Genomic DNA, 17,773 nt, shown 5'->3' with positions numbered 1-17,773 from the left:
GCCGGCAGCATCACTCTGTGCTTAGCCTTGATCGGCTTCGCCAAGCGTCAAGCTTACGACTGGAGGAATGCAAGAAGATCGGCGTTGACGCGATCCGCTTCCGTCGTGCACATGCCGTGAGGTGCGCCCGGATAGACCTTGAGCGTGGCGTTCCTGATGATCTCCGCGGACTTACGCCCGGAGTCATCCAACGGCACGATCTGATCGTCATCGCCATGCAGGATCAGCGTCGGAACATCGATCTTCTTGAGATCCGGCGTGTAGTCGACCTCGGAGAACTGCTTGATGCACTCGTATTGACCAAGTACCGACCCCATCATCCCTTCGCGCCAGAACTCGTCGATCACACCTTGCTGGACTTTTGCATTGGGCCGGTTATAGCCGTAGAAAGGCACTGCAAGGTCTTTGAAGAACTGCGACCGATTGCTCGCGGTATTGGCGCGAATACCGTCGAAGACCGACATGGGCAGCCCCGTCGGATTTGCTTCGGTCTTCAGCATAATAGGCGGCACTGCACCGATCAGGACCATTTTGGCAACACGTTTTGTTCCATGCCGACCAACGTAGTGAGAGATCTCTCCACCACCCGTGGAATGGCCGACGAGCGTGACGCCCTTCAGATCGAGCGCATCGATGACAGCAGCAAGATCGTCCGCGTAGGTGTCCATGTCGTTGCCGTGCGCGGTTTGACTCGAGCGGCCGTGCCCCCGGCGATCGTGAGCGATCACTCGATAGCCTTTCTGCACCAGAAACAACATTTGCGAGTCCCAGGCATCGGCATCGAGTGGCCAGCCATGGGAGAACACGACTGGGTGGCCCGAGCCCCAATCCTTGTAGAAAATCTGTGTGCCGTCCCTGGTAGTAACGAAGTTCATGGATCGTGCTCCTGTATGTGCAAGATGATTGCCGGTTTTGCTGCCCGATGCAGTGCCTGCGGCGTTGGCAACAGCAGGGATGACCGCCGCCGCAACCGCGCCGGCTCCGGCCATTAACATGTTGCGACGTGACGCGGAAGGGATTTCTTTATCGGTTCCAGTGGTCATTTTGACTTCCTTATCGTTTACGACGCCATTGGCGAGTTATTTTTCGCGTACACGACGTGGCGCGCCGGCCTCATACCGACGCGGCATCACGACTGATCAACAGATTAGGAGACTGAAGAGCTAAAAGTCCTGACGGCGGTCTTAAACATTCTTAAATGTATTATCACGCCGATTCACGTCCCGGATGATGTACCGCTGGCCCGGCCTGGTGCCACGTAACGGCTTTGCGCCTTCCCAGGCGGGCGCCTGTCCTCTTTCATACCTGGATATAACCAGGTCAGACGAACGGCAAATGCACACGGTGGCACGAATGGCGCGCCAGCGTGCATTTCATGTCATCGTGCAACGGGAGCCGGTATCGAGCCTGATTTCCCCGCATCACGGGCCAGCATGAAGAGTATGTCGAAACACAACTCCATGCATGGAAGAGCGGAACGCGTGGAGGCAAGGGGAAGTTGATGAGTCTGATCGTTCCGCTGTTGAGCGACGACGAGATTGCGTCTGTTTCCGCTTATGTGGCAGCGCTGAAGCAATGAAACCCCGGACGGCCGGTCACGCCGGCACTCCATTCGGCCAGGTCCTCTGATGGCATCATGATGCGGCGGTCGATTGACTCAGAACTCATGTTCCGCATGTTAATGCGTGGGGTTCTTCTGCCGAACGCAACGCCATTGCCGCATCACTATCGCACGGATCAGCGTGCCCTTGCCCGGTCAGGTCATCGGTGACGACCTCGGCACGCTCCGTGCGCTCTCCTTATGAGCATTGCACGACCGTCATGTCAGCCTCGCCCCGATTTTTGGGGATTCTCCGGAGGGCAGCCGTAGCAACGATTTCTGCCTCGTTTCGTTCTCTGGCGGTCAACGCTTGCTGGTCGTTTGAAAGCGATGGTATTGATGCCGGTTCATTGACGGAGCATGTCACGCGCCTGCCGTCGTGCAGTTGAACGGTCGTTACGTAACCGGGCTGCGGCGCCGCTGCCGACGCGGTACCGACTGAGGTAACGATCAAAGTAAAGACAGTAGCAATCTGATAAAACCTACGCATGGAAATCCTCCAATATCGAATTTTGACGCCGAAACGTTGCACCGATTCTGAACGAATCAGCCTTAACGTAACCTTAACGTTGCGCTCGAACGCATGAACGCACTTTCGAGTTCGATCAAGCCGCACCATACCTAAGTATGGTGCAGTCAAACTACCATTCATATCTCCTGTACACCTGCACGATTCACCCGACATCTGCCATTCGCTATATTCAATGAAATACACCTAAATGCAGAAAATCTGGACGCAACCCGCGTTCAACTGAAACCGCAAAAGGAGTTCAATCATGGTTACTGTAGCTGAACGACTAGTCGAGACACTCGAGGCAGCAGGCGTCAGAAGAATTTATGGACTGGTCGGTGATTCTCTTAACGGCATCACCGAATCGCTACGCACGCGCGAGAAAATCGAGTGGATGGCAGTGCGCCACGAAGAGGTGGCGGCATTCGCCGCTGGTGCGGATGCCCAACTCACAGACGAACTGGCGGTTTGCGCGGGTAGTTGCGGACCCGGCAATCTACACCTGATCAACGGGCTGTTCGACTGCCATCGCAACCGGGTGCCGGTCGTCGCGATCGCCGCGCACATCCCGAGCACGGAGACAGGCTCGGGGTATTTTCAGGAGACCCACCCGCAAATCCTGTTCAAGGAATGCAGCCACTATGTGGAACTGGTCACGGATGCTGCGCACGTGCCGCGTATTGTCGAAACAGCGATCCGTGAGGCGGTGACAAAGCGGGGTGTCGCGGTCATCGTCATTTCCGGGGACATTGCACTGCGCGAAGCGGGCGCACAACAACCCTCAGCGAATCTGATTCCTCGCACGCCGAAGTGTGTGGCTCAAGATGGCGACATCAAGGCACTGGCCGATCTGCTCAACGACAGCAACAATGTGACGCTATTCTGCGGAGCGGGCTGCGCCGGCGCGCACGACGAGGTCGTCGCGCTGGCCGCCAGGCTTAAGGCACCCGTTGTCCATGCGCTTCGAGGCAAGGAACACGTTGAATGGGATAACCCCTATGACGTCGGGATGACCGGTCTGATCGGTTTCTCATCTGGCTACCATGCCATGGGCGCATGCGACACGCTGCTGATGCTCGGCACCGACTTCCCTTATCGGCAATTCTATCCGGAGCACGCACGGATCGCTCAGGTGGACATCCGGGGCGAGAATCTCGGCAAGCGCTGCCGTCTTGAACTCGGCGTGATCGGAGAGGTCAAGGACACCGTAACCCGGTTGCTCGAGCAGCTAGACGAGAAAACGGATGACTCGCACCTGCAGGTTGCGCTCGATCACTACAAGGAGGCGCGTGCGGGTCTTGATGCGCTTGCACTCGGCACCTCCAGGCATCGTCGCATCCATCCTCAACTGGTCGCGAAGATCATCAGCGACACGGCCGCCGAGGACGCGATTGTGACCTGCGACGTCGGCGAGCCTACGGTCTGGGCGGCGCGCTATCTCCGCGTCAACGGCAAGCGCAGGCTGCTTGGTTCGTTCCTTCACGGTTCGATGGCTAATGCAATGCCTCAAGCGATTGGCGCGCAGACCGCATTCCCTGATCGCCAGGTGATATCGATGTCGGGCGACGGTGGTTTCACGATGCTCATGGGCGACCTGCTGACGCTGCGCCAGTCGAAACTGCCCATCAAGATCGTCGTTTTCAATAATGGTCTGCTCGGATTTGTCGATATTGAAATGAAGGCCGGAGGTTTCCTGCCGGTCGGCACGCATCTGGACAATCCGGACTTCGCCAAAGTTGCGCAGGCGATGGGCATCCATGGCGTTCGCGTTGAGGACCCGGCCCTGCTTGGCGATGCGATCAAGGAGGCGTTTGCACACGACGGCCCCGCTCTGATCGACGTCGTCACTGATCCGCTTGAACTGGTCATGCCACCGAAGATCACGGTGGACCAGGCCAAGGGATTCAGCGTCTGGATGATGAAGGCTGTGTTGAATGCTCAGGCCAGTGAAATCGTGGAACTCGCACGAACAGCATTCGATCGCTGATCCCTATCGCCACCCCGCCGGCCTCCTGAATTGAAGGAATTGCTATGTCCATTTCGCTATCGTCAGTCGATGCCGCAAAAAGAACGTCCCGGGCCTTCGCGGTTGCCTGGGCCTGCGCCACGATTTTTTATTTCCTGGAGTACGCCGGACGCTCCGCACCAGCGGTCATGATCCCGGAGCTCTCGCACGCATTTGGCGTCAGCGCGCTTGGTTTGAGTTCCATTCTCGGCGTTTACTACTACACGTACTCCAGTGCCAGCCTGGTCGCGGGCGTGTTGCTCGACCGCTTTGGCGCGAAACATGTCGTACCCGCTGGCATGATCGCTCTGGGGCTGGGGTGTTTGTTGTTTGCGGTACCCAATGAGCTCGCGGGGACGGTCGGTAGACTGTGTCAGGGCGCAGGCTCAGCGTTTGCATTTACTGGGGCGGTCTACCTGGCCGCACACGGTTTTTCGGCGCAGCGGCTGGCAACCGCAATCGGTGTGACGCAATGCGTCGGAATGCTGGGTGGCTCGCTCGGCCAACTGACCGTGGGTCCGATGATCCATAGTGTGTTATCGGTTAGCGGATTCTGGGTCCTGTTGGGTGCTCTCGTGATCGCAACCGGCGCGGCACTTGTGGTGCTTGCTCCTCGAGAGCAAGGACATGCTCCCGAAACGAGCGGCATCAGCGGCGTGCTCGCCCCCTATAAAGTCGTGTTCTCCAACCCACAATCGTATTTGTGCGGTCTGGCGACGGGGTTGTTGTTTGCGCCGACGACCATTGGTGACATGGTGTGGGGTGTCCGTCTCTTCCAGGAGGACCGGGGGTTCGGCTATCAAAGCGCAGTGTTTGCGGCCTCGATGGTGCCCTTGGGCTGGGTGATCGGCTGCCCGCTTCTCGGCTGGATTGCGGATGCAATGAAGCGTCGCAAGCCCGCATTGATCGGTGGCGCGGCCCTGATGCTTGTGTGTGGCATCCAGCTTTCGTTCGCGTCGGCACTTGTACCCGCCTGGCTCACCCTGCTGGTTCTGGGCATTGCGTCGGGGGCCGCGATGATCCCTTACACGATCATCAAGGAGGTCAATCCCGATCACGTCAAGGGGAGCGCCACCGGTGGCATCAATTTCATCACGTTCCTCGTGACGGCGGTGCTTGGATCGGTGTTTGCCTTCAGCATCGGCAAGTCACTCGGTTTGACGGGAACCGACGTGGTCGCGCATTTCCGTGACTCCGGGTTGTTCTGGGTGGGGACCATTGCTCTGGCACTGCTTGTGTCGCTGATGCTCCCTGAGACGGGCCACGCCTTCAAACAGGCCAGTGCTAGTGCAGGCAACGCCTGATTGCAGCGCCTGGCTTTGTCAAATAGTGGAGTCCGCGGCGCTGGCATGTGTGCCATCTAGCGCAGACAGCAACCGTCTCTGCGGTGTTCCGTGGGCGGGGCCCCCCATATTTCAGATCCTTTAACCTATGAAAATCGTCATCGCTGGTGGATCAATTGCGGGTCTTTCGAGCGCGCTCACGCTCAGTTGCATCGGACACGACGTGCACGTGTACGAACGTTCCGACGTCCCGCTGCGCGGGAGAGGCGGTGGTGTTGCTGTGCTGCGTCACATGATGAAGTTCCTTGAACAGCATGGCCACTACACTCAGCAAATGATCAGCGTGCCAACGATCATGCGACGGCGTATCGACATAAATGGGAATGTCCTAACCGAGGAGCCTGAGAAACTTCCGTTCTCCTCCTGGGACACCGTATATCGGTCGCTCTGCGCCATGCTGTCGAAAGACAGGATTTCGTACGGACGAGAAGTCGCAGGATTTACTGAGTATGACGAAACGATTGAGATTAATTTCGACCATGGAGAAAGCGTACGCGCCGATATTCTCGTCGCAGCAGACGGAATCGGCTCTCGCACGCGGGCGCAGCTTTTCCCAAACTACGAGTCAAGCTTCGCAGGATACGTCGCCTGGCGAGGCATTGTTGATGAATCAGCCTTTTCACCGCTGGAAGTCGAGGCGCTCACGAATAACTTCACCATGTTCCGAGATCCCGGACATATGTTCATGGCATTCCTGATTCCCGGCCTCGACGGATCACTGAAGCCAGGTAGACGGCGTTTCAACTGGCTCTGGTATCGAAATGAACCCGATGTTGCGGCGATGCACCGACATCTAACGGATGATCACGGACACCAGCATCATGCCTCTATTAGTCCCGGCCATCTGTCTGCCGAATCATTCGAGGAGCTGTGCGAACTGGCATCCCGACATCTCCCCGCTATATTCCAGCAACTTGTCCGCGAGACGCGGGCACCTTTCTTCCAATCGATACGCGATGCATTAAGCCCTAGCTTCTCTGTCGGACGAATCGCGTTGATTGGGGATGCCGCCTGCACAGTCCGCCCCCACACCGCTTCTGGCACGTCGAAAGCAGCAGATGACGCCGTTGCACTGGCCGAAGCCTTATCGACTGACACCGAATTGCACGTGAAGGAAGTACTCGCACTATGGGCCGCAGCCCGACGTGACGCAGTCGGCCGCCTACTCACGAAAGGGCCGAAACTAGCCGCGTCCTTCGGGTTGGGAGGCGCCGGTATAGTCAATGCCTCCTCTCCGTGGACAGATGAGCCGCAATGAGACAGGTTTGAATGGTTGCTGGGCACCGCCGGACCTCCTCTTCCCACCGACGCAGATTTGGGAGGGCGGACAGCCCTTCCTTGCATCTTCCTTTTCGAGAAAGTAACCCACGGAAATATAGCCATATCGGCAATTGTGTACGTGTCGCCCACGACGAAGCGATTAGCGCCAAGCCGCCGGTCGAGCACCTCGAAAAGGCGCCCCACTTGCCAACCCTCTTTATCCACTGTACGAACACGCATTGGGCATCACGTCGGGTGGCGTCACCATCGTCTACTCAAGCTACATGGGCGGTGCGTTGATCGCCCTTCTTCTGCTGGGACATCTGAGCGACCACGTCGGGTTCGTCCATGCGCTGAGAATCGCCGTGGTGTTATTACTGGCCGGTCTCCTCACTTCGGCCGTTGCCCACTCTCTCGCTGTTCTCGCGATCGGCCGCTTCGCTATCGGCATAGCCGCCGGCATTGCTTCAAGTGCCGCAACCGCGGGACGGGTCGCGCTTGAACCGGCATGGGAAGTCAAACGCGCCGCGCTGGTTGGCTCGATCATGAACATTGTAGGACTGGGGCTTGGACCGTTCGCGGGCGGCGTGGTCGCGCCTGGTGCATGAGCGCGCTTTGCGCGAGGCAGGTTTCAACACGATTCGGTGGATTCATCCCAGCTTGTCTGAAACCGGGGCCAGCGTGGGCGATGAAGACTTCTGGCGCAACTACCTGAGCTGCCCCCATGCCTTGTTGATAGAGGCAAAGACCTAGTGCTTAACTGCACGCCTCAGGGCACCCGACTCGACTACCACACGAATGGTACAAGACGATGCCGGACTCGTTTCTGGTATGCGGTATAGTCGGACAGATTCCTGGCAAGGAAGCGTTCCTCGTCAATAAGCCGCCATATTAGAAATGGCATCATCGCGGCGATTGACACAAACCCCCAATACGAGGCTAGCGCTAGCGGTGTGCCGAGAAGGTACAGGGATGCACTCGCGTACATCGGGTGGCGAACGACTGCATAGGGCCCGGTCGAAATAACCGTCTGATTCTCAGCGACCTCGATGATTGCTGAAGTGAACGTGTTTTCTCGATACACGAGGAAAATCAGAAAAAAACCAATCGCTACGAGCACGTCCCCCGCCATCACACCTTCGAGTGGCATGGTGGACCAACCAAAGCGATGGTCAAACGCGGGCACGACAAGAAGGGCTATGAAGGCGATTGACGTACACAGCATGATGAACTTCTGAGCGGGTTGCTTCTCCGCCGTCGGACCGCCGCTCATCCGACGCGCAAGAAGCGCCGGATCCTTTCGCGTGAGATAGAGCGTAATGAGGATCGATGCGCCTGTGAAGATCAATAAGTACACCCATGCCTCCCAATAGTGAACGGTCCCCGCGGGGACGAACAGTAGAAGGCCCATTACAACGGCGAGGACGGCAAGTGCGAGCCATGTCCTTACGTTAAGATTTTTCATAGCACAATTTTCCCGTACTCGAGAATCATCACCATAGCGTCGACAATCTTCAACTTTTCGTCCTCAGTGATTTTAGCGTTCGTACGTGTCCCAAACTGGAAGCCAGAGGGAGGCAAAACGATATCTTGTAGATCCCATCTAACAGGATCAAGATTGTGCTGACCGATGATGCTCACGCGTCGGTTCAGGATTCAGGCGTTTGACCGGTTCGACGTGAATAAATCAGGGAGAACCCCTATGAAAACTCCGGGTCATATCCGCGCCGTTAGTCGCCGCACGGTGCTCAAGGGGGCCGCTGCTGCAGCGGCGTTGCAGCTCGCCTCGCCCTTCATCATCAAGGCACGCGGCGAGACACCGCTGCGCATCGGCATGGTCGATCCATTGACCGGTGTTTATGCTGCAGTTGCACAGAATGAAGTGATGGGTGCGAGGCTCGCCGTGCAACAGATCAATGCCAACGGCGGCATTCTCGGGCGCCCCATCGAGCTGCTCGTGGAAGACTCGGCGAACGACGTCGGTACCGGCGTGCAGAAGGCGCGCAAGCTAATCGAACGTGATCAGGTCACGTTTCTGATCGGGGACGTGAATTCCGGCATCGCTCAGGCAATCGCCCAGGTCTCCAACGAGAAGAAGGTGTTGCACATCGTCTCGGGCGGCCACACCGACACGATCACCGGCAGCGACTGCAAGTGGAACGTATTTCGCGTTTGCAATACGACAAGCATGGAGGCCAACGCGGTCGCCGACCTCCTCTTCACCAAATACGGCAAGAAGTGGCATTTCATTACGCCGGACTACGCCTTCGGCCATACGCTGCAGAAGGCCGCGCTGGCGGATTTGCAAAAGCTCGGCGGCACGATGACCGGCAACGAGCTCACGCCGCTCGGCACGACCGATTTCTCTGCGTACCTGATCAAGGCGCGCGCCGCCAACCCCGATGTTCTGCTGGTGCTGCCGCAAGGTTCCGACATGGTCAACTGCCTGAAGCAGATCGCGCAGTTCGGCATCGGCAAGCAGATCCACGTTGCCGGGCTTCAGCAGGAGCTTGAATCGCTCGAGGCGATGCCGCCGGAGGCGCGCGTCGGATTCTGGATGTTCGAGTGGTACTGGAAGCAGCCGGGTGTCCCGGGCGTCGAGAAGTTCGTCGCCGACATCCGCAAGATGAACGGCGGCAAAGTCCCCACTGCACGCCACTGGTTCGGCTACACGTCGGTTCATACGCTCGCCGCGGTCGCCAACAAGGAAAAGAGCCTCGATGCGAAGAAACTCGCCGAGGCGCTCGGCGGGTTTGAACTCGCGGACGACGTTAAGCTGCAGCCCAACAAATGCTATTACCGCAAGGGAGACCACCAGCTGATGACCTCGGCGTTTGTCGGCGAAGCTCTGTCTCAGCCGGCGGGCGACCCGGAGGATCTGTTCCGTGTCGAACGCGTGGTCGCCGGCGACAAGACTGCGCCGCCCGAGGCTGCGACCGGCTGCAATCTGCAGTGGCCGGCCTGATCCCGAAGACAATGTCCGCGCGGTAGTGCCGGCAGCCGTCGCCATGAACCTGACACGCATGCGTGGCAACACAGCGACCCAGGCTGCCCGACGCGGCTCATGCACGGGTTGCGTCTGGACATGAGCGGCCGATGACTCAACTACTCCTTTTCAACATCACCAACGGGCTGATCATCGGTGCGTTTTACGTGCTGATGGCGCTTGGCCTGTCGCTCATTCTCAACTTGAGCAACGTGATCAACTTCGCCCATGGCGGCTTTCTCGTGATCGGCGGTTACATTGCCTATACGATCACGCCATATGTCGGGTTCTGGGGCGCATTGTTGATCGCGCCGCTATGCACGGCCGTCATCGGTCTCGCAGTCGAGCGCGTGCTGATCCGGCGAGTCTATGGGCGCGATCCGCTCTACAGCCTGCTGCTGACGTTCGGCCTTGCCTTCATGATCGAGGACGGCACCCGCTTCATTTGGGGTGCGCAGGGCAAGCCCGTGAGCATTCCGCCCGCGCTGGCTCAGCCCTTGAGCAACGAACTCTTCTTTATTACCGGCTACCGCCTGTTCATGGTCGGCACTGTAACCATCGCGGTTGCACTGCTCTTCATGCTGTTACGCTACAGCCGGCTCGGCATACGCATCCGCGCCGGCACGCTCGACCTCGAGACCGTCGCGGCGCTCGGCATCAACGTGGGCAGGCTGCGCGCGCTCAATTTCGCCGTCGGCATCTATCTCGCCGGTCTGAGCGGCGTGCTGGCCGCGGGCCAACTCGGGCTGGAGCCGACAATGGGAACCGGCCTCCTGATGCCGAGCTTCATCGCCATCATCGTCGGCGGGGTTGGCAGCCTCACCGGTACACTGCTCGGCGGCTTGCTGATCGGCGTGGCCTCGGGCATCACCGCGGTGTTCCTCCCTGCGGCAAGCGAGGCCATCATGTACGTGCTGATGGCTGTGGTTTTGCTGATCCGGCCGCGCGGCCTGCTCGGCGAAGAAGGCATGATGACGTGAGCGACTACCTCCACCCTCCCCGGCTCGTCGTCATCGCAGCACTCTGGGCTGTGCTCTTGCTGGCGCCCTACTGGATGCCGCTGCTCGGCGGCTACACCGCGCTCGGCACCCGCGTGCTCGTGCTCGGACTGGCGGCCATGTCAGTCAACTTCCTGCTCGGCTTCACCGGCGTGCTGTCCTTTGGACACGCGGCGTATTTCGGGCTCGGCGCTTACGGCGCAGGACTCGCGCTGAAGTTTCTCGCGCCGAGCACACCACTCGCGCTGCTGTGCGGCACGCTGCTCGGCGGCATTGCCGGCACACTGCTGGGCGCGCTCATCGCACGGCGACGCGGCGTCTACTTCGCGATGGTCACCATCGCGTTCGGGCAGGTCTTCTACTACATCGCCTTCCAATGGAGTTCCGTCACCGGCGGCGACGACGGCTTGCGCGGCTTTTCGCGCCAGCCGCTCGATCTCGGCTTCGCCCGGATCGACATCCTGTCGAACGCCAACGCGTTCTACTACTTCGTGCTGTTTTGCCTTGCGCTGGCAATCGGCGTGATGGGTTTCATCCTGCGCTCCCCGTTCGGGCGCACCATGATCGCGATCCGCGAAAATGAGCGGCGTGCTCGCTTTCTCGGCATTCCCGTCGATCGGCATATCTGGATCGCCTTTACGCTGTCTTGCTTCTTTATGGGGTTCGCCGGTGCGCTCTACGCTCTCCTGAACAACTTCGCCGATCCGCGCGGGCTGCATTACAGCCAGTCGGGCGATTTCGTGATGATGGCGGTCATGGGCGGCATGCGCAGCTTGTGGGGGCCGCTGCTCGGCGCCGCGGTATTTGTCGTGCTGCAGGACTATCTTTCGAGCATCACGGTCAACTGGATGTCGTTCGTCGGCATGCTGTTCGTCGCGATCGTGTTGTTTTTCCCGCGCGGGCTGCTCGGCTTCATTCAGCGCAGGAGCGACTCATGAGCGTGCTCGAAGTCAAGCGCGTCAGCAAGCGCTTCGGCAGCCTCGCCGCGGTGCGCGACGTATCGCTCGCCGTCGAGAAGGGCGAGCTGCGCGCTGTGATTGGGCCGAACGGCGCCGGCAAGACCACCTTCTTCAATCTCATCAGCGGCTTTTTCCCGCCGAGCATGGGTACGATCGTGTTCGACGGAGTCGACATCACAGCGCTTCCTGCGTATCGGCGCGTGGCGGCCGGCATCGCCCGCACGTTCCAGATCACCGAGATTTTTCCCGAGCTGACGGTATTCGAGAACGTGCGCATCAGTGCGGAGGTGACGGAGGGTTTTCGCCTGCGCCCGTGGATCAGCAGCACCGAGCGGGCGCGAGTTCGTCGTCACGTCGAGGAGGCGCTCGAGCTCACGGGTCTTGCCGGCAAATCGCACCGGCTGGTCGGAGAGCTGCCGCACGGCGACCAGCGGGTTGCCGAGATCGCGATGGCGCTGGCGTTGCGGCCGCACCTGCTGCTGCTCGACGAGCCCACCGCCGGCATGGGCGATCAGGAGACTCACGAGATTACGCAGCTCGTGCGCCGTCTGCACAGCGAGGGCAACTTCACCATCGTGCTGATCGAGCATGACATGCGCGTGGTCTTTCATCTGGCCGATCGCATCACGGTGCTCGACCAGGGAAGCCTCCTCGCCGAAGGCTCGCCAGATGAGATCGCTTCCAGCGAGGCCGTACAGGCCGCCTATCTGGGTAACACAGCATGAGCGCCGCGCCGAACCGCTCCAAGCAAGCTCGCACTCCCTCGGGGGGCAACGAGGACACGAAGTGCCGAACGTGGGGGCTCAAATGAACGCCGCCCTCACCGCCGCAGGGCTGCATACCTACTATGGCAAGAGCCATATCCTGAATGGCGTGAGTCTGGAGGTTGCGGAAGGCCGGATCACGGCATTGCTCGGTCGCAATGGAGCCGGCAAGACCACGACCCTGCGTACCCTCGTGGGTTTGACGCCCGCGCGCCAGGGGCGCGTGACGATCTTCGGGGCGGATACCACGCGCTGGCCGACCTTCCAGATCGCCGCGAGCGGCGTCGGCTACGTGCCCGAGGGGCGAAGAATCTTCGCTAATCTCAGTGTTGAGGAAAATCTGAAGGTCCCGCTGGAGCGCGGCGGACCATGGACGATCGCGCGGATCTACGAGCTGTTTCCACGCCTCGCCGAGCGCAAGTTCAGCCGCGGAAGGCTACTATCCGGCGGCGAACAGGAGATGCTATCGATTGCCCGCGCACTCCTGCTCAATCCCCGGCTGCTCGTTCTCGATGAACCATCGCAAGGCTTGGCCCCGCTGATCGTTCGGGAGGTGTTTCGAGTCGTGTCGCAGATGCGCGATGAGGGGATTTCGGTACTGCTGGTGGAGCAGAACGCACGCATGAGTCTCGAGATCGCCGATTATGCTTACGTACTGGACGATGGCAGCATCGTCTATTCGGGAGACGCGAGCGCGCTCGCCGCCGATGAAAGCCGGGTACGAGCGCTAACCGGTGCCAGCGTGGAGCAGTAAACGCCCTATACGCACAAAGCATCGTTAAATCGGCGGATTGTGGAAGCTTAAGAGATGCCCCGAAAAGCTCCGGGAGCGTTGTGGCGGAAGGCAGCCGGAGTCGAACCGACCTGAGAGCGTCTGACGCCCTCAACTGGATTTGAAGTCCAGCCGCACCACCGGATGCGAATGCCTTCCTACGGTGATTGAACTACTTGAACTACCTGAACCACGCCCTGCAACTCAAACACTGAATCAAATCAGATCGAGCCAACGACTATCCGTGCGCATCAGATGCAGGCCACGGTGGAAGCGAGTATATCCAACCCGGTCGAAGAATTCCAAAAGCTGGATCGCGCGTTTTCGCCCGAGCCCAGTGACATCGCGAAACGGTGCGGCCGCAACCGTCCCCCCATTCTTTTGTGCTTCGGAACCTGCAATCAAAGCGAGTTCGCGAATCACCTCATGGTGATAAAAGAGGTCGCGCACAACCTGAAAAAGCTCGCCCTGTCGCGCGAGTTTGCGCAGTAACTGCCGCACGCGGTCTTCGGATACGCCGTGTGCGTTTGCCAGATCACGCACCCAGGGCGGATCGAAACGTCCCTCTTTCAGCACCGGCAGCAGCGCCGCCGCGAGTGCACGATCGGCATCGTCGAGCGTCACCGCGTGGTCCGGCAGATGCAACCACGGCCCGCGTCTGACGATCTCGCCGCGCGCCGCCGCATCGTCGACTAGCGCGCGCCACAATGCATCGACGACGAGAGGCGCTGCGATCCGCCGTAAGCGCGATACATCCGGACCGAGTTCATCCGGCGAGCGCTCGTGGTACTGCCTTAGCGTCGTGGTCAGCCGCTCATTCAAGGCACGCCACGACGCATCGGCGATCAACAACGCGTCATTACCGCCGGGCAGTTCCACAACGCGCGAGTCAGATGGCAACGCGAGCACGGCCGCCTGCATACCCATCAGTCGTTCCAGCAACGAACGAGACAATCCATGCGGCGCCCTTGCCAGAACCGAATCCAGCGCGCCGGTGTCGAGCATGACCTGAATCGCATCGAGCCACGCCAGCCGCTCAGCCGAGCGACGCTTGCGCGAAGGCGCAAACGGATCGAGCACATGACCGCCGCCAACAGTGCGATTAGCCTGGGCATTGCGCACGACAAAGCGATCGCCAGGAAGGGCGCACACCGGCCGTTCGAACACGAGCTGCACGTGCGCCCGCTGACCTGCGCCGAGCGTCTCGCCATCGAGCAACGCGACATGCGCCACCTGATGCTGCGTGCCCAGATGCACATGCAGCGGCGTCCAATGCTCCAGCGTCAACGATGCATCGGTGAGCAGCGTAAGCATAACGTCGATGCGTTCCGAGGCTTCCGACAAACGTGGATCAACAATCCAGTCGCCGCGATCGATTGCGCTCTTCTCGATGCCCGCCAGATTCAACGCACAGCGCTCACCTGCCCTTCCAGTCTCGGCAGGACGATTCTGCGCATGAATGCTACGTACGCGCATCGGCTGATTTTTCGGCGCGAGCAGCATCGTGTCACCGACCGCTACGCGTCCCGACACAACGGTCCCGGTCACGATCGTGCCCTGGCCCGCGAGCGTGAAGACCCGGTCGACCGCGAGACGGAACAGACCGTCGTCGCGCCTCATGCGCCACGCTGCTGCCGCTGCGTGCAAATGCGCTTTCAATGCGGCCACGCCAGGATCATCGTCACGCGTCGCACAAGTGTCAAACACGGGCGCGTCCTGCAGCACGCTGCCACTCAGAAACGCTGTCACCTCGTCACGCACTGCCTGCAGCCGCTCAGCATCAACGCGATCTATCTTGGTCAGCGCTATCGCGCCGCGCTTGATGCCGAGCAGTTCCACAATCGCCAGATGTTCGCGCGTTTGCGGCATGACGCCATCATCGGCGGCGATCACGAGCAACGCGAAATCAATCCCGCTTGCTCCCGCGGTCATCGTATGGACGAGCTTTTCGTGGCCCGGCACATCGATCAGACCGAGCACGTCGCCGTTGTCGAGCGGCACGTACGCATAGCCCAGTTCGATCGAAATGCCGCGCGCCTTTTCTTCCTTGAGTCGATCCGTGTCGACGCCCGACAGCGCTCTCACCAGACTCGTCTTGCCGTGATCGATATGCCCGGCCGTACCTACGATCATGCCTGCATGTCCTTCAGTTGCTCGATCAACTGCGCTTCATCGGCGGCTTCGAGACAGCGCAGATCGAGACGCAATGCATCGTCCGCGATACGGCCGATAACCGGCCGCGCCATCTCGCGCAAGCGCTTCTCGAGCGCGAGCAATTGACGGCCGCCGCGCTTGCCGTCGGCGGTCCTGATCACGAGGCCGTAGCTCGGCAGCACATCGACAGGCAATGCACCGCTGCCGATCTGACTGAACATGGGCTCGGTCTCCACGACATAGCGCTCTCCGGCCACACGCTGCAACACAGGCTGCACCCGCTGCGCGGTAAGCCGGATGTCGTCGCTCGGTCGCGTGAGCAAACGCAGTGTAGTCAGCCGCTCAGCGAGTTTTTCCGGCGCACGATACATCTGCAGCACAGGCTCCAATGCCGCGAGCGTCAGTTTGCCGACCCGCAGCGCGCGTTTGAGGGGATGCTTCTTGATCTTTGCGATCAGATCACGCCGGCCGACGATCAACCCCGCCTGCGGGCCGCCAAGCAGTTTGTCGCCGCTGAACGTGACAAGATCGGCGCCGGCTTCGATGGTTTCGCGCACGGTCGTCTCACGCGGCAAACCCCATTGAGTCAGATCGACCAGCGTGCCGCTGCCGAGGTCCACCGCAACGGCAAGACCGCGTGCGTGGGCGAGCGGCGCGATGGCGTCGACCCCGACCTCTTTGGTGAATCCGCTGATCGCGTAATTGCTCGTGTGGACTTTCATCAGCAGCGCGGTTTGCGGACCGATGGCTTCGTCGTAGTCCTTCAGATGCGTGCGGTTGGTGGTACCGACTTCGCGCAGCCTGGCGCCCGCGCGGCTCATGATGTCGGGAATGCGAAACGCGCCGCCGATTTCAACCAGCTCGCCACGCGACACGATCACTTCTTTCTTCGACGCCAGCGCGGACAACGTGAGCAACACAGCCGCGGCATTGTTGTTGACCACGGTCGCCGCTTCGGCTCCTGTCAGTTCGCAGATGAGTTCGTCGATCAGATCGTCGCGATCACCGCGCTTGCCGGTGCCGAGATCGAACTCGAGGTTGGCCGGTTGCGTGAGCGCTTTCATGACGGCTTGCACCGCTTCGTCGGGCAGCAATGCGCGGCCGAGATTGGTATGCAGCACGGTGCCGGTCAGATTGAAGACGCTGCGCAAGCGGGCCGCGTTGCGCCGGCGCAGCGTGGCTTCGACGGAGGCCCGCAGTTGCGCGATATCGAGCGCGCTCACCGACGCATCGCCGGATTGCGCGCTGACGCGCCAGGCGTCGAGTGCGTCACGCAGAGCACCCAACACCTGCGTACGGCCGAACTCCGTCAGCAACACCGCAAACTCGGCAGACGCCATCACCTTTTCCACCGACGGCACGCGCGCCATCAGCGCCCGCAATTCAGAGCCGGTTACATCGCTCACGAAGCAATCCTCTTTCTCAGTCGGATTCGCCGGAAGAATCATCAGCCGCAGGATCGGCCTGTTCCGGCCAGAGCCACGGATGCGGCGACGCGCGCCGATAACCTTCCGCTCCCATCAGCAGGTCCAGCGTGAGACTGGCGAGATCATCCGCGAACGGTTCGAAATCGTAGTCCTTCGACTGAATGCCGATCTTCCGGTAAGTATGGCATTCGTCGCACGACTCCGCCTTCAAGGATGCATTCTTCGAATCGGCTTCTCGTGTGGCCTCATCGGCGTCCTGCGAGCCGACTGCGTGATAGGCAATGCCTTTGGTCGAATCGCAGTTAGAGCATTTCGCGCGGACCATGTGCCACTCCGTCGCACACAGGCCGCATTGCAGGTAACGGTAATTGTCATACGCACCGCCCACGCGCACCATGCTCGCCACCGGATGCGATCCGCACACCGGACACAGGCCTAACGTCTCGATGTACGGCACGTCGCGCTTGTCGATGTCGGCGGCGAGGTCGGTCCATACGACTTGCAGCGCGGCCATGATGAACGGCGCGCTCGCCGGATCGACTTCCTCGAAGCGCTGCGCGAAAATCGCGTCGGCCTGGGCTTCGAGAGTGACTTTATCGAGTATTCGCAGTCTGGCGAGGAGCGCTTCGAGCGGCGGTGTGAGTGAACCGGCAGCTTGCACCTTGTCGAGCAATTGAAGCAAAACGTCGTGCCACGCCGGATCGCGCACGCCGGAAAGCGCCGGAATCAGCGGCATGGAATGCTGCTGCGCACTCGCGATCAACTCGGCGCTGGGCGGCTTCGCCTTGAAGCCGGTGATCACGGCTTGCTGCGCGTCCGCCAGCACGGCCATCAGACGCAAATAGCCGGCGATCGGATTGCTGAGCGCCGCCAATTGACGCAGCCGCGCGGCGCGCGCCGAAAAGACCGCCAGCCGTTCCGGCGTACGGATGCGGGGAATCGCCGTGTGATCGAGCGATTCGATATCGCCGGCCTCAAGAATGCGTTGAACCAA

Annotated in this window: 13 protein-coding genes, 1 tRNA gene and 2 pseudogenes; 9 read left to right on the top strand and 7 right to left on the bottom strand. The window is 60.3% G+C overall.

The features are described 5' to 3' along the window. Positions 1-53: 53 nt before the first annotated feature. Positions 54-875: an alpha/beta fold hydrolase gene (locus P3T25_RS06085; RefSeq protein ID WP_154558295.1), complete on the bottom strand. Its 822-nt coding sequence runs from the start codon at positions 873-875 to the stop codon at positions 54-56. A 1,501-nt stretch (positions 876-2,376) separates the two neighbouring features. Here P3T25_RS06085 and poxB point away from each other — a divergent pair. The 3 genes from poxB (at position 2,377) to P3T25_RS06070 (ending at position 6,717) form a co-directional block, all read left to right on the top strand. Then, positions 2,377-4,098, top strand: coding sequence for a ubiquinone-dependent pyruvate dehydrogenase (gene poxB / locus P3T25_RS06080; RefSeq protein ID WP_154558208.1), 1,722 nt, complete (start codon positions 2,377-2,379; stop codon positions 4,096-4,098). 44 nt (positions 4,099-4,142) lie between these two features. Continuing rightward, the gene (locus P3T25_RS06075) at positions 4,143-5,420 is read left to right on the top strand and encodes an MFS transporter (RefSeq protein WP_429357707.1); all 1,278 of its coding nucleotides are present in this window, start codon (positions 4,143-4,145) and stop codon (positions 5,418-5,420) included. A 127-nt stretch (positions 5,421-5,547) separates the two neighbouring features. Continuing rightward, positions 5,548-6,717: an FAD-dependent monooxygenase gene (locus P3T25_RS06070; RefSeq protein ID WP_429357706.1), complete on the top strand. Its 1,170-nt coding sequence runs from the start codon at positions 5,548-5,550 to the stop codon at positions 6,715-6,717. 107 nt (positions 6,718-6,824) lie between these two features. Here P3T25_RS06070 and P3T25_RS06065 read toward each other — a convergent pair. Beyond that, positions 6,825-6,959 (bottom strand): annotated as a pseudogene (locus P3T25_RS06065) (glutathione S-transferase C-terminal domain-containing protein); the annotation flags it as partial. Between P3T25_RS06065 and P3T25_RS06060 the strand changes: the two are divergent. Next, a pseudogene (locus P3T25_RS06060) lies at positions 6,938-7,327 on the top strand (MFS transporter); the annotation flags it as partial. The pseudogenes P3T25_RS06065 and P3T25_RS06060 overlap by 22 nt on opposite strands. 179 nt (positions 7,328-7,506) lie before the next feature. Here P3T25_RS06060 and P3T25_RS06055 read toward each other — a convergent pair. Then, complete coding sequence (locus tag P3T25_RS06055; protein WP_154558203.1) at positions 7,507-8,184, bottom strand: methyltransferase family protein; 678 nt, start codon at positions 8,182-8,184, stop codon at positions 7,507-7,509. A 237-nt stretch (positions 8,185-8,421) separates the two neighbouring features. On the opposite strand from P3T25_RS06055, the gene P3T25_RS06050 reads away from it, so the two are divergent. The 5 genes from P3T25_RS06050 to P3T25_RS06030 all read left to right on the top strand — a co-directional run bounded on the left by P3T25_RS06050 (position 8,422) and on the right by P3T25_RS06030 (position 13,180). Further along, positions 8,422-9,684 (top strand): ABC transporter substrate-binding protein, encoded by a 1,263-nt coding sequence (locus P3T25_RS06050; protein WP_154558202.1) that lies wholly within the window; start codon positions 8,422-8,424, stop codon positions 9,682-9,684. Positions 9,685-9,815: 131 nt separating this feature from the next. After that, a complete protein-coding gene (locus P3T25_RS06045; RefSeq protein WP_154558201.1) occupies positions 9,816-10,685 on the top strand; it encodes a branched-chain amino acid ABC transporter permease in 870 nt (289 codons plus the stop codon). After that, a complete protein-coding gene (locus tag P3T25_RS06040) occupies positions 10,682-11,641 on the top strand; it encodes a branched-chain amino acid ABC transporter permease (protein ID WP_168435542.1) in 960 nt (319 codons plus the stop codon). Before P3T25_RS06045 ends, P3T25_RS06040 begins: the two co-directional genes overlap by 4 nt. Beyond that, a complete protein-coding gene (locus P3T25_RS06035; RefSeq protein ID WP_154558200.1) occupies positions 11,638-12,387 on the top strand; it encodes an ABC transporter ATP-binding protein in 750 nt (249 codons plus the stop codon). The genes P3T25_RS06040 and P3T25_RS06035 overlap by 4 nt, the downstream gene beginning before the upstream one ends. A gap of 82 nt (positions 12,388-12,469) precedes the next feature. Next, entirely contained in the window at positions 12,470-13,180 is a 711-nt protein-coding gene (locus tag P3T25_RS06030; protein WP_154558199.1) for an ABC transporter ATP-binding protein, read from the top strand. An 81-nt stretch (positions 13,181-13,261) separates the two neighbouring features. On the opposite strand, the gene P3T25_RS06025 is transcribed toward P3T25_RS06030, so the two are convergent. The 4 genes from P3T25_RS06025 to fdhE all read right to left on the bottom strand — a co-directional run bounded on the left by P3T25_RS06025 (position 13,262) and on the right by fdhE (position 17,773). Continuing rightward, positions 13,262-13,357: transfer RNA gene (locus P3T25_RS06025), tRNA-Sec, on the bottom strand. A 57-nt stretch (positions 13,358-13,414) separates the two neighbouring features. Then, positions 13,415-15,331, bottom strand: a complete 1,917-nt coding sequence (gene selB / locus P3T25_RS06020) for a selenocysteine-specific translation elongation factor (RefSeq protein ID WP_429357705.1) — start codon at positions 15,329-15,331, stop codon at positions 13,415-13,417. Beyond that, a complete protein-coding gene (gene selA / locus P3T25_RS06015) occupies positions 15,328-16,758 on the bottom strand; it encodes an L-seryl-tRNA(Sec) selenium transferase (protein WP_408516516.1) in 1,431 nt (476 codons plus the stop codon). Before selA ends, selB begins: the two co-directional genes overlap by 4 nt. A gap of 16 nt (positions 16,759-16,774) precedes the next feature. Further along, positions 16,775-17,773 (bottom strand): formate dehydrogenase accessory protein FdhE, encoded by a 999-nt coding sequence (gene fdhE / locus P3T25_RS06010; RefSeq protein ID WP_408516515.1) that lies wholly within the window; start codon positions 17,771-17,773, stop codon positions 16,775-16,777.

This window comes from Paraburkholderia sp. GAS32 (assembly GCF_050434225.1).
Taxonomy (GTDB): domain Bacteria; phylum Pseudomonadota; class Gammaproteobacteria; order Burkholderiales; family Burkholderiaceae; genus Paraburkholderia; species Paraburkholderia madseniana.
The sequence above is the reverse complement of the archived record's forward strand: the minus strand, read 5'-3'. Positions and strand labels throughout refer to the sequence as shown.